Origin of the sequence: Geobacter sp. DSM 9736 (assembly GCF_900187405.1) — a bacterium.
Lineage (GTDB): Bacteria > Desulfobacterota > Desulfuromonadia > Geobacterales > Geobacteraceae > DSM-9736.
Genome location: NZ_LT896716.1, coordinates 329,224 through 341,718, shown reverse-complemented (window position 1 = coordinate 341,718; position 12,495 = coordinate 329,224). Strand labels below are relative to the sequence as shown.

At 57.7% G+C, this 12,495-nt stretch carries 9 protein-coding genes; 4 read left to right on the top strand and 5 right to left on the bottom strand.

All coding sequences use genetic code 11. The annotated features are described in order from the left end of the window. The first annotated feature begins 237 nt into the window (after positions 1 to 237). Positions 238 to 1,263, top strand: a complete 1,026-nt coding sequence (locus tag CFB04_RS01550; protein WP_088533630.1) for a peptidylprolyl isomerase — start codon at positions 238 to 240, stop codon at positions 1,261 to 1,263. A gap of 87 nt (positions 1,264 to 1,350) precedes the next feature. Here CFB04_RS01550 and CFB04_RS01545 read toward each other — a convergent pair whose 3' ends face one another. The 4 genes from CFB04_RS01545 to CFB04_RS01530 form a co-directional block, all read right to left on the bottom strand. Continuing rightward, complete coding sequence (locus CFB04_RS01545; protein ID WP_088533629.1) at positions 1,351 to 1,866, bottom strand: ferritin; 516 nt, start codon at positions 1,864 to 1,866, stop codon at positions 1,351 to 1,353. Between the two features lie 72 nt (positions 1,867 to 1,938). After that, complete coding sequence (locus CFB04_RS01540; RefSeq protein ID WP_088533628.1) at positions 1,939 to 3,459, bottom strand: phosphotransferase; 1,521 nt, start codon at positions 3,457 to 3,459, stop codon at positions 1,939 to 1,941. 24 nt (positions 3,460 to 3,483) lie between these two features. Continuing rightward, positions 3,484 to 4,248 (bottom strand): slipin family protein, encoded by a 765-nt coding sequence (locus CFB04_RS01535; protein WP_088533627.1) that lies wholly within the window; start codon positions 4,246 to 4,248, stop codon positions 3,484 to 3,486. A gap of 54 nt (positions 4,249 to 4,302) precedes the next feature. Further along, positions 4,303 to 5,574 (bottom strand): nodulation protein NfeD, encoded by a 1,272-nt coding sequence (locus CFB04_RS01530; RefSeq protein ID WP_088533626.1) that lies wholly within the window; start codon positions 5,572 to 5,574, stop codon positions 4,303 to 4,305. Positions 5,575 to 5,669: 95 nt separating this feature from the next. On the opposite strand from CFB04_RS01530, the gene CFB04_RS01525 reads away from it, so the two are divergent. Together CFB04_RS01525 and CFB04_RS01520 are read left to right on the top strand one after the other, a co-directional pair. Next, a complete protein-coding gene (locus tag CFB04_RS01525; RefSeq protein ID WP_088536666.1) occupies positions 5,670 to 7,049 on the top strand; it encodes a sigma-54 dependent transcriptional regulator in 1,380 nt (459 codons plus the stop codon). A gap of 169 nt (positions 7,050 to 7,218) precedes the next feature. Then, the gene (locus CFB04_RS01520) at positions 7,219 to 9,762 is read left to right on the top strand and encodes an MMPL family transporter (RefSeq protein WP_088533625.1); all 2,544 of its coding nucleotides are present in this window, start codon (positions 7,219 to 7,221) and stop codon (positions 9,760 to 9,762) included. On the opposite strand, the gene CFB04_RS01515 is transcribed toward CFB04_RS01520, so the two are convergent. After that, positions 9,749 to 11,701 carry a PAS domain-containing sensor histidine kinase gene (locus CFB04_RS01515; protein ID WP_088533624.1) on the bottom strand — a complete coding sequence of 651 codons (1,953 nt, stop codon included), beginning with the start codon at positions 11,699 to 11,701 and terminating at the stop codon, positions 9,749 to 9,751. The genes CFB04_RS01520 and CFB04_RS01515 overlap by 14 nt on opposite strands. Positions 11,702 to 11,905: 204 nt before the next feature. Between CFB04_RS01515 and CFB04_RS01510 the strand changes: the two genes are divergently transcribed. Then, the gene (locus CFB04_RS01510) at positions 11,906 to 12,301 is read left to right on the top strand and encodes a response regulator transcription factor (RefSeq protein WP_157698684.1); all 396 of its coding nucleotides are present in this window, start codon (positions 11,906 to 11,908) and stop codon (positions 12,299 to 12,301) included. Positions 12,302 to 12,495: the final 194 nt, after the last annotated feature.

Genomic DNA, 12,495 nt, shown 5'->3' with positions numbered 1-12,495 from the left:
CCTGGAGACACATAAACCAGATATCTCTGACAAAGTCAAGCAAGTAATGACGTTCTACACAGCAAAACAGTTCCCTTTCTATAATTAGCATTTTCTTTTTTATGTCAAAAAGTGATCTTGTCAACACCACACAACATGCTATAGTTACACGCGTTGATTTTTTTGCCCGGCCCCCTTCAATCCGGAAGATCCCCGAGCAGACCCATCGTCAACAATCCCTTTTCAAAGGAGAGCAGAATGAACGCAATGCTGAAAACCGTCACATTTGCATTCGCAGCCGTAATGGCTTCAATGGCGAGTCCTTCACTCACGAAGGCCGATGAGAAACCGCCGGTAAAGCTGGAGGCGGCAGCCCCGAAGCAATCGCCGGACGCGGTGGTGGCAAAGGTGAACGGCGTAGCCATAACGCGTGGAGAGATCGACCGCGCCGTGAAGATTTTCCTCGCCCAGAACCGGTCCCCCCAGCAGCCGACGCCGGAGCAGGTGGAGCAGCTGGAGGAAGGAGCGCTGGAGCAGATGATCGCCGCCGAAGTCCTCTATCAGGCAGGGGTCAAGCAGGCGCCCAAGGACGTGGAAAAGCTTGCCGACGAAAAGGTCGCCCAGGGCAAGGCACGGTTCCCGAGCCAGGAGGAGTTCGAAAAGGCACTGAACGCCAACAGCCTCACCGAAAAAGAGCTGAAGGAGCTGACCCGCAAGGACATCATCATCAATAACCTTGTGGAAAAGGAAGTCGCCTCCAGGATCACGGTCCCGGACAGCGAGGCGGAGAAGTTCTACAAGGAAAACATCGACAAGTTCAAGCGCCCGGAAAGCATCAAGGCGAGCCACATCCTGGTAGGGGTGGACTCGAAGGCAAGCGCTGAAGATAAGAAGAAAGCACGGGAGAAGGCAGACGGGCTCCTCAAAAAGATCAAGGAAGGGGGAGATTTCGCAGTCCTTGCCAAGGAAAACTCCACCTGCCCCAGCAGCGCCCAGGGTGGAGACCTCGGCTACTTCGGCAAGGGTCAGATGGTGCCCCCCTTCGAAAAAGCAGCATTTTCACTCAAGCCAGGCGAGGTGAGCGACGTTGTCGAAACTCAGTTCGGCTACCACATCATCAAGCTGACGGAGAAGAAGGAAGCCGAGACGGCGAAATTCTCCGACGAGAAGGACAAGATCAAGGAATACCTGAAAAACCAGAAAATGCAGCAGGCGGTAGCCGAATATATTACCGAGCTGAAAGGGAAGGCGAAAGTGGAGCGGATGGAAGCGGCCGCGAAGTAGCTTTCACAACTCTTTGTATGAAAAAGCCCCCGGCGATTGCCGAGGGCTTTTTTACGATCTGGATGATTTCCGGTGCGGCGACTCCTGTCACGCCCCCGTCTGAGCCGGCGGCACGAAGACCCGCGTCCCCATCTCGTTATCGAGCATCAGTAACCCCTGCCCGTTGTCCCCGATGAGCTTCAGCTTGGCGATAAGGTCCCGGTCGTTCTCCTCCTCCTCGATCTGCTCTGTCACGAACCACTGCAGGAAAATGCTGGTCGCGTGGTCCTTCTCACGAAGCGCCAGGTCCACAAGATCGTTGATGCATGACGTTATGTGCTGCTCGTGCTTCAGGGTCTTCTCGAACATGTCGAGGAGCGAATCGAACTCGGAGGGAGGCGCGGCCAGCGGCAGAAGCACCACATGCTCCCCCTGGTTGTTGATGTAGGTGTAGAACTTCATGAAATGCGCCATCTCCTCCTGGTACTGTACCATGAACCAGTTGGCCGCCCCCTTGAGGCCGATGGACCCTGCGTAGGATGACATGGAGAGGTAGAGGTACGCCGAATAAAGCTCCTCGTTAAGCTGCCTGTTGAGCGCCTCCGTCATCGTCTTGTTGAGCATTGGTTTCCTCCTTTTAATTGAATAGCAGATTGATTCTCTTTCTTAACCTTAACCTCAACCTTAACCTGCCTGTCACCCTGCATTATAGATATTGATCGCCTGCTCCGCCTCCACGAGCACCCTCCAGAGGTCCTCGCTCTCCCCCAGCCCGACATTTACCAGGTACGACGCGATCTGGAGGTTGGCCCGGGCCTTGAACAGCTCCACCTGCCGCAGGAAACCCGCTCCGGCATTACCCGCCTCCCGCAGGTATGCCTCGACGAATATTCCCTCCGGGTAGTTCCGCAACACCTCCGGTTGTACGAAAAACTGGTTCCGGAACTGGGCAAGGAAGCATCCCACGTCGAATGCTGGGGGAAGCACGAGGGAGCTGCCGAAATCGATGGCGGCGACATAGCTCGTCCCACGGGTATCATCGGCAGAGTCGTGACAGATGAAGATGTTCTTCGGATGATAGTCCCCATGCCCCTGGACAAAGCCCGCTCGCTCGTGTGAAGCCACCCGTTTCTCCTCCTCCTGGACAGCCTCCATGATCTCCCGAAATTTGCGGCTGCGGGGGTTACGGGTCGCGGTGAAGTGCTGGAGGTAGCGCTCGAAGCGCATTGCCTCTTTCGGAAGGAACTCGTCGGGATCGGTAATGACCAGGCGCGAGTTGTGCAGCCGGGCAAGCCATCGGGCAGAGAGCCTCAGGTACTCGCGGCCGTCTACGGGTGTCGCCGAGACCAGCTTGTCATGGAGAGACTTTCCCCGAAGCCCCTCCTCTATCAGTAGATGCGCCGCCGAATCGGAATCCACGGGGCGCGGTACCCTGAAAAGCCCGTCGCCGAAACCATGGGCCGAGACCGCCTCCATGACGGCATACCCGCGCGCGGCAGACTTCCATTTCTCCTCGTTTGGAAGGCTCTTGATGATGATCCTTTCCCTGGTATCCACTCCCCCCTTGGTCCCGATGGTCACTTCCAGCACCTGCGCCGTCGCTCCCGCTTTCGGTATCTCCTTGAGAAAGGGGCGGCAGCGGGCGTGCCGTATCTCTCCCGCAAGCTCATCGATGGTGGTTACGGGATGGTCGAAGATGGTGGGATAGGTGCCGGCGTAGCTCTTTCCGTGGGTATCGGTGCCGGCTATCGCGGTGAATCGGAGACGGTGCCAGTCCTGAAGCCCCCGGCTGTTCCCCCGGACGGTGTGGTTCGAATTGAAGATCTCGACAGCGTGAATATCGGCGTTCCGCAGCTTCTCATCGGAGGGGATGCGGCCGTCCCGGTAGGGATGGGCCCAGACGAGGGCGGCCTCCGGGAACTCGCGCCGGATCTCGCTCACGGGGGTGTGCCGCAGCAGTGTCCTTGTTGCCCCGTAAACCAGTACGTCGCCGTAATCGGAGGTGGAGACCTCCTGTCCGCTCAGGATGAGGAAATGGTTCGGCACCCGTGCCGCGTGCCGAAGCGCCTGGATGTCCTCGGGAAGCCAGAGATGGTGATGGTCGGTGAGCACGATCCCCTGCAGCCCTTTGAAGAAGACCTGGCTCACCAGCTCCACAGCCGAAACTGCGCTGCATGGCGAATGTTCCGAGGTATGTGCGTGCATCTCCATCAGCATCGGCGGCTCCCGGCGGTCATTCTGCTATTTCTCGCCCTTTTCGAGGAACATCTTCAGCAGGTCGATCGGGACGGGGAAGATGGTGGTGGAGTTCTTCTCGGCCGCAATCTCCGTCAGCGTCTGCAGAAAACGCAGCTGCAGCGAAGCCGGCTGTGCGGCAAGCACGGTGGCAGCCTGGGCGAGTTTCTCTGAGGCCTGAAGCTCCCCTTCCGCGTGGATCACCTTGGCACGGCGCTCCCGCTCCGCTTCGGCCTGCTTCGCGATGGCCCTCAGCATCTCCTGGGGGAGGTCGATGTTCTTCACTTCCACATTCGCGACCTTGACTCCCCACGGCTCGGTGTGCCGGTCGAGGATCTCCTGCAGCTCCTTGTTGATCTTCTCCCGGTTGGCGAGAAGCTCGTCCAGTTCCACCTGCCCGAGTACGCTGCGCAGGGTGGTCTGGGAGAGCTGGCTCGTGGCGTAGAGGTAGTTCTCAACATCCACGATGGCTTTTTCGGCGGCCATTACCCGGAAGTAGATGACAGCGGAAACCTTCACCGTTACGTTATCGCGGGTGATTACATCCTGGGGGGGCACATCCATGGCGACGGTACGTAGCGATACGCGCACGAGCCGGTCGATGCCCGGGATGATGAAGAAGAGTCCGGGACCTCTCACCCCGGCGAGCCGCCCCAGCCTGAAGAGCACCCCCCGTTCGTACTCCGGCAGCACTCTTATCGCGCTGGCTGCGAACATTACGACCAGGACGAGGACGAAGAGAAGGGGGACATAGCTGAATATGTCGATCACGTGTACCTCCTTGTTGTAGGCAAAGCCAGGGTTGCGACAGAGAGACTTCGGCAACTAGCCTTTCTTTACTTTCAGACGCAGGCCCTCCAGGTCGACCACTACGATCCGGTCACCCCGGGCGATCCGCTCTTCGCTCCAGGCGTTCCAGTACTCCCCGTGGACGACGACCTTCCCCTCGGCCGCGATATCGGTGTCCGCAATCCCGGGTTCCCCGACAAGCCCTTCGCGCCCGGTAGACGGGGGGTGCCGATGGGCCCTTACAGCCCGGCTAACGGCGAAGACGGAAAAGGCCGCGGCTGCTGCGACAGTGATGGCGATAAGGCTTCGCGAAACCCGCAGCCACGGGTCCGGAGACTCGAAAAGGAACAGGGAGCCAAGCGCCATGACGACTATCCCCCCCAGGGTAAGCATACCGTACGAAACGACCTTTACTTCCAGCACGAAAAGAACTAGCGCCACGAAGATGAGAAGAATTCCCACGTAGTTTACCGGGAGCGTCTGAAATGCGAAGAATGCGAGGAGAAGTGAGATGGCCCCGACAACACCGGGCAGGATGACTCCGGGGGTCGAAAGTTCGAAGAAAAGCCCTAGAAGCCCCACCATCATGAGGATGTAGGCGACGTCCGGGTCGCTTATCGCCTGAAGTATCCTCTCTCCGGTGTTCATCCGATGGACGACCGGCTCCACATCGGCGGTGCGCAGGATGATGCTGCCGGTCCCGCGGGTTACTGCACGGCCATCGAGTTTACGGAGGAGATCGCTGCGGTCGGTAGCGATCATATCCGCCACTCCCCCCTCCATCGCCCGTTCCGCGGGCAGCGAAAGGCTCTCCACTACCATCCGCCTGGCCAGCTGCATATCCCTGCCCCGCCGCGCAGCTATCCCTTCCACATAGGCGGCAGCGTCGTTGACCATCTTCCGGCTCATCACCTTGTCCGGTTTCTCTCCGATGGCTACGGGATGTGCAGCACCAACATTGGTCCCGGGAGCCATGGCGAAAATATCGGCAGCCAGCGCTATGACGGCGCCGGCGGATGCCGCCCGCGCCCCCTCCGGAACCACGTGGACAACGACGGGAACCGGACTGGCCAGGATGGTCTTGACCATGCCGCGCATGGCGGTGTCCAGCCCGCCAGGAGAATCCATCTCCACGACAAGGAACTGCTCACCACGAGTCCCGGCCTGCTGGATGTTGCGCCGCAGATACTGCTCGGCTACAGGCCCGATGGCGCCTTCGACGGCAACAACACCCACCCTGACAGGGGCCGCAACGACCGCATCGGGGAGGAGCAACAGCAGCATGACCGACAGAAGAGTTAGACGCATGGACTGTAAAGTATACCGGGCGATACACCTGCGTCAATTCCCGCCTTGCAAAAAAGGAACAAAGATGGTATCTCGTTCCAGATTGGGTGGGGGTCATGAAAGATCGTATCAAAATATTGCTTGTCGACGACGAGGATCCGAGCCGCGAAGCGCTCCTGCTGCTGCTGAAGGGGATGAAATATGTGGTGAAGGGGGCCGCTTCGGGTACCGAAGCCCTCAGGTACCTGAACACGGAGCAGTTCGAGATCGTCATCACCGACCTCTTCCTCCCCGACATCAACGGCATCGATATCCTCAAGAAGGTAAAGGAATCCTCCCCCGCCACCGAGGTCATCCTCATCACCGGCCACGCCTCGGCTGAAACCGCAGTGAGCGCCATGAAGGAAGGCGCCTTCGACTACATCACCAAGCCCCTCAACATCGAAGAGCTCCGCCACATCATCGCCAAGGCGGTTGAAAAGAACCGTCTCCTTACCGAAAACGTCTACCTGAAGAAGCAGTTGCAGGACAAGTACGAGTTCGCCAACATCATCGGCAGCTCCCTTTCGATGCAGAAGGTCTTCAACCGGATGAAGCGGATCATCTCGACCGACTCTACCGTCCTCATATCCGGCGAGTCGGGCACGGGGAAGGAAGTCGTCGCAAAGGCGATCCACTTCAACGGAGAACGCCGCGCAAAGCCGTTCATAGCCGTCCACTGCGGAGCGATTCCGGAAAACCTCCTGGAGAGCGAGCTATTCGGATATGTCAAAGGGGCCTTCACAGGCGCGACACGCGACAAGCTCGGCAAGTTCGAGGCGGCCAACCACGGTACCATCTTCCTGGACGAGATCGGCACCATGCCGATGCTGCTCCAGACGAAGCTCCTGCGCGTGCTTCAGGAGCAGGAGGTGGAGCGGGTGGGCTCCACCCGCCCAATGAAGATCGACGTGCGGGTCATCTCCGCCACCAACCAGAACCTGGCGGAAGAGGTAAAGAGGGGAAACTTCAGGGAAGACCTTTTTTACCGACTCAACGTCATCCCGGTAAACCTCCCGCCGCTCCGCGAGAGGATCGAGGATATCCTCCCCCTCGCCCGCCACTTCCTGGCCAAGTATTGCAAGGAAATGAAACGCCCGCTCATGAACATGTCCAAGGAGGTCGTCGAAGCCCTCGACTCATACGAGTGGCCCGGGAACGTCCGCGAACTGGAGAATGTCATGGAGCGGCTAGTGGCGCTTACCGAAGGAAACATGGTGCACCTGGAGGACCTACCCTCGGCCATCACCAGGTCTCTCGGAAAGAAGGATGATCTTTCAACGAAGGTAACGGCAAAAGGGGTGGACCTGATGAAGACGCTGAACGAGATCGAACGGAAGATGATCGAGGAAGCGCTTGCACTCTCCAAAGGGGTTAAGGCCCGCGCCGCCGCCCTTCTCAACTTGAACCGCACCACCCTCGTCGAAAAAATGCGGCGGCTCGGGATGCCGCTGTAGCGCCAGAATATATCGTCGTCATTCATCTTCATCGTCCTCCTCTCCTCTCTCAAATCTTTCCGTTCTATTCGAGGCCCGACCCTCACGGGTTCACAGGAGGGCGCAAGAGCCCTTGCGAAGCCGGGGGCCTTTTGTAAAATCTAACGAACTTCACTTCTTCAGGTAACGCATGATCATCAACGCCTATAATAAAATTCTTTCAGCGGCACAATCTTCGGTCCAGCGTCACCTTGAATGGATTTTCAGGGTCACCACCGGAAGACCCGTCATCGTCTTCGCATCCTGCTGTCTCCTTTTTCTCCTTTCCTGCATTTCCATCGCTCGAACACATTTCGAGTCGGACATCTTCAAGATGTTCCCCCAGACAGGGCCGTTATCCCTTCTGACAGACACCCTGAAGTGGACGGGGAGCGCCGGGAACGCTTACTTCCTGCTGGAAGGTGAAAAAGAGGAGGTAATAGCGGAGGCGGAGAGGTTTGCCGCAAAACTCCGTGCTGCCTCCATAGAGGGCTTGCCCGCCTTCAGCAAGGTGAAGTACCGGGTCTTCGATCCTGCGGAAGCATCATCCTTCGCGGATTTCATTGCTTATGCAGTCACGCGGCCGCAGCTTTTTCTCGACCGGTCCGACCTGCCGCGGCTCAACGAATCCCTATCGGCCACAGCGATGAAATCGTCCCTTGAGAAGGCAAAGACGGAACTGTCGATGCCGGGGGCCTTCACCGATATCATAGCAGCGGACCCGCTATACCTGCGCGACCTGATCCTGCCGCGGCTGAAGAGTGCATCCCAGGCACTGGATCTGGATACATCCTCCCCCTACTTTCTTTCTCGCGACGGAAAAGTTCTCATTATCATAGCGGAGCCTAGCAGACCGGTAACCGACATCGGATTCGCCCGAAAAGTCGTGGGGGTCATCAACGAGGCACGCAAGGATGCGACGGTCAGTATCTCGTGCGCCGGAGCTCATATCAGCGCCGTAACCGACGAGGCCGTACTGAAGGAGAACATCATCGCAGGAGTCATCTCCTCGCTGATCATTGTGCTGGTCCTCTTCTACGCCTCGTATCGAAGGTTTCTCCCAACTCTGCTGATTCCGTTGATACTCCTGTTCGGCGTCGTTCTGGCAGTAGGTACAGGTGGACTCTTCTATCCCTCCATCAGCATCATCTCCTTTGCCTTCACCTCCCTTATCATCGGCCTCGGCACGGACTACTCGATCCATCTCTATGACAGGTTCCATTTCGAAAGAAGCAACGGGAGATCGTCGGAGGAGGCTCTAAGGTTTGCCACCGTCGATACCGGGTACGCCCTCTTCACCGCGGCGTTGACGACAGCCCTTCCCTTTCTGGCTCTCTCCGTCTCCGACCTCCGCATCCTTGCTGAACTGGGGCTGCTGGTCGGACTCGGCGTCATCTACTCGCTCTATGCGACCTACTTCTTCCTGCCGCCGCTCCTGCTGTTCATGGAGAAGAAATTCCCGCTGAAGGAGTACAAAAAACTTCCCGGTTTCGGCCTTGCTCTCCTCTGGAGAACGGGTCAGCGCCGTTATCGGCTGACGATCCTCCTCTCGCTGACGGCAGTGCTTTGCCTCCTCCTGTCGGCAAGAAACATTTCATTCGAATCCGAGCTGAAAAACCTGCAACCGGAAGCTTCCGAAGCCTTCCAGGCGCAGGAAAAGGTAGAGAAACACCTGAGCGTGAGCCCGAAGCAGCTGATAGTCGCCGTCGAGGGGGCCGATTTCGAGAGGGTCATGGCTCATGGAAGCAGGGTGGAGGAACTGGCAAGAGGGGCCAGATCCCGAGGAGAAATACTTTCCTTCTCATCACTGGGGCAGGTACTCAACGAGGAGCAGGCCCAGCGGAAGGTGATCGAGGGAGTGATGGAGTCGGTGGGACGGAGGGATCTCGGCACGAGACTGACGACTGCATTCTCGCAGGAGGGGTTTGCCCTCGAGCCCTTTGAGGAATACATCTCTCGTATCGCAGGACTTCCACAGGCAGCCCCGATACCGATACGTGAAGGTGTCGAGCGCCTTGCCCGTTCTCCTTTCCACGGAATCGTCGAAAGACACCTGATCCAGGACAGCGGGGGGTATCATCTCCTCACCTACCTCAACTACCGGGGTGCGGAATTCCGGCAGAACTCCTTCCTTCAGAAGTTACAGGAGGAAGTTCCCGGTGCAAGGGCCACAAGCGTTGACCTGGTAAGCACGCAGCTCGTCCAGTCGGTGAAAGCCAGCTTCAGGTGGGCCATCGCAATTGGCGGCATCATGCTTCTGTTTCTGCTGGTCTCCCACTTCACTACCCCCGTGGGGATCTTCTACTCCCTTTTCCCCATCGCCTCGGGGGGAATAGCCATGCTGGGGATAATGGCGTTGTGCGACATGCGCCTCAACTTCATGAACGTAATGGTGCTCGTCACTGTCCTGGGTATGGGTAGCGACTATGGCCTCCACGTGGCGCATCGCGTGAGGAACTGCCAGGAGGATGACTGCATCGAGAGATTCGTGCAGTCGGGAAGGGCTGTATTTCTATCGGCGCTAACCACTATCGCAGCGTTCGGATCGCTGGCTTTTACGGAGTATGGCGCCCTGGCGTCCATCGGATGGGCGACGAATTTCGGAATAGCAGCCACAACCCTTTTCACATTGTTCAGCTTGCCTGCCTTCATGAGGTTGTGGATGGACAAAAAGGCCGGGGTCAGACTTCGATGAAGAACTCCGCGCCCTGCTCCGTGTTGCGTACGCCTATCCTGCCGCCCATGTTTTTCTCTATGATGTTTTTAGCCATGAAGAGGCCGATCCCCGTGCCTTGAGAGCCTTTTGTAGTAAAGTAGGGCTCGAAGACCTTGCCGATGATGCCTTCCTCAATCCCCCCGGCATTGTCGCGGATTGTCAGCAGCGACCGTGAATACCTTGTAGATATGGTGACAAAGACCTGCGGGTCACTGGTCCGGCGCTCCTCGAATGCATCCTTCGCGTTGCTCAGTATATTCAGCACCACCTGGGCATACTCGCTGGGGTAGCCGTAGATCTCCGGGTCCTCCTCACAATGCACCGTGATGTCGATCTGGCGGCTTTTGAAGGCCGCCTCGATGAGTTTGATGCCGTCAGTGACCACATCTCCCAGCCTGAAATGAACCTTTTCCCTCTCCGGCTTGAAAAAGTTCCTGAAGTCGTCGATGGTACCCGACATGTGGGTAATAAGTTCCATCGCCATTTTGACCGCCTTCCCCAGTGACTCCTCGTTCAGGACGTCCTTCCTGTGAAGGAGCGGCAGGCCCTGGACCAGAAGTCCCAAAGAATTGAGGGGCTGGCGCCATTGATGGGCTATGTTGCTGATCATCTCACCCATAGCCGCCATCCGGCTCTGGTGGATGAGCATGTGCTCCTTTTCCCTTAACTCCTTCACGGTATTTTCCAGCAGAGCGGTACGTTCCGCCACCCGCTGCTCCAGCTCATCATGAGCTTTCCGCAGCTCCTCTTCAGCCTGTTTGCGGTCGGTGACATCCCGTGTCGTCCCCGCGATAAGTTCGACTTCTCCCCCAGCTCCGAGCACAGGCGTAAAGATATATTCGTAAACACCGAAGATCCCTGTTCTTTGAGCTTCGAAGGGGACTTCTCCCTTTATGGGAGCTTTCGTAGCGATGACCTGGGCGATCTCGCGCATGTGCATGTCGTGATGCCACTGCTCGTATCCCAGCTCCCGGCAGGTCCTGCCAACGATGTCGGGCAGGTTCATCCCCCACACCTCCAGCAGCCGGCGGTTAGCGTAGAGAAAGCGCCCCTGCAGATCGAAAACGTACACGAAATCAGGGGTGGTGGAGACAACTGCGTCAAAGAGCCGAACCTGCTGCTCGTAACGCTCCACAGATCTCCTCAGGTTCTCCTCGGCTGCTTTGAGCTCGGTGATGTCATAGTCGACGCCGATAATCTTCCGGCCGGGGGTGGTAACGGTCTTCGCCCGTGAAGCGAACCAGCGGACAGAACCATCCCCGCGAACCACACGGTACTCCGTCTCCAGGGAAGCCTTTTCTTCAAGGGCCGCCTTGAATTCGTTCTCTGCGCGGTCACGGTCTTCCGGATGGAGGAATTCCAGCCGGTGCCTGCTTTCGGCGTCTGCCCGATCGGCCGGGACCGCAAGAAGTTCGGCCATCCCCTCCCGCCACGAGGTCTCTCCCGTCTCCGGGTCGCTCTCCCAAATGCCGGCCCTTCCACCCTGAACCGCCAGGACCAGCCGCTCCAGGCTCTCCCGCAGCGATTCCTCGGCCTGACTGCATCCGGTAATGTCGCGGCTGCAGGAGACGACTCCGGTGACACAGCCATTCTCCTCCCTGACCGGACAGAGACTGTGGTGAAGCCTGATCCCGTCTCGCTCGTCGATGAACTGGAGAGACTCACCCGTTTCCACCACCTGTCGGAACAGAGCCATTCTAGGTTCCCGCACTTCGGGAGGAAGAAAATCTTCGGCAGGAAGCCCGACCATATCCGCAGGCGTGCGGCCGAATCTGCGGGCTCCCGTTTCATTCGCCATCAGAATGATCCCGTCCCTGTCGAGGAACCAGATCGACTCCTCGGTGGTGACGTTCAGGAGGGCGCGCAGTACATGCTCGCTCCGAAGCGAAGCCTCATCAGCAGTCATGGTGTGATCCATAAAAAACTCCGCTTTGTCGTATCGGAGGCAGAATATATACGGACAAGTTAAAAAGCAACCATTATAGACAGTTTCACTTTCGGTTCACCAAGTGGAACGGAAGTCACCCTCCTCTTTTGTTACGGGAATGATTGCGCAGCATCGACAGTTGTGTTACTTTGCCGCAACGCACTCTCATTATCAGCTTCGGGCAGGAGGATGAACTTGACGTCACGCAGCAATGTTTCCGTACTGGTGTGTGAGGATGACGAGATAGCCCTGGAACTGATAAGCAAGATGATTTCCCTCTGCTTTCCCGACTTCTCGGTAATGTGTGCAAACAACGGAAGAAAAGGGCTGAGTGACTTCAGCAGGTACCTTCCGGACATACTTATAACTGATGTCAATATGCCTGAAATAGATGGCATCAAACTGGCTCAGCTCGTTCAGTCCATAAAGCCGGAAACCAAGACAATCCTCATCACTGCTTATGGTGACAAAACCATTCGGGAGGCATCCAGGGACAGGGCCGTGACTATCGACCACTACTTCCTTAAACCTCTGAGCTTCGATCATCTGTTCGACGCCATCGATGACTGCGTTGCACGGTTGGCTGTCTAGAGCGACTGCGGCTCTTCCTGGCAGATAGCGCCCGTCTCTGCCTTTTCCCGCGCCTTCTCGTACCTTCCCGCGATTTCACTGCCCCTTAAAACGTCTCCGTCCCCGCTCCGTCGCCGCAAATATCCGTAAAGACTCGGCAACGGAACGGGAGCATATTTTGCACGGCAAAAAACCCGATCACGGGCAGGATGACC

Bases quoted from the DNA above. Each gene is read 5' to 3' on its own strand.
- CFB04_RS01550 (WP_088533630.1), top strand. From the start codon at position 238: ATGAACGCAATGCTGAAAACCGTCACATTTGCATTCGCAGCCGTAATG.
- CFB04_RS01545 (WP_088533629.1), bottom strand. From the start codon at position 1,866: ATGCTCAACAAGACGATGACGGAGGCGCTCAACAGGCAGCTTAACGAG.
- CFB04_RS01540 (WP_088533628.1), bottom strand. From the start codon at position 3,459: ATGCTGATGGAGATGCACGCACATACCTCGGAACATTCGCCATGCAGC.
- CFB04_RS01530 (WP_088533626.1), bottom strand. From the start codon at position 5,574: ATGCGTCTAACTCTTCTGTCGGTCATGCTGCTGTTGCTCCTCCCCGAT.
- CFB04_RS01525 (WP_088536666.1), top strand. From the start codon at position 5,670: ATGAAAGATCGTATCAAAATATTGCTTGTCGACGACGAGGATCCGAGC.
- CFB04_RS01520 (WP_088533625.1), top strand. From the start codon at position 7,219: ATGATCATCAACGCCTATAATAAAATTCTTTCAGCGGCACAATCTTCG.
- CFB04_RS01515 (WP_088533624.1), bottom strand. From the start codon at position 11,701: ATGGATCACACCATGACTGCTGATGAGGCTTCGCTTCGGAGCGAGCAT.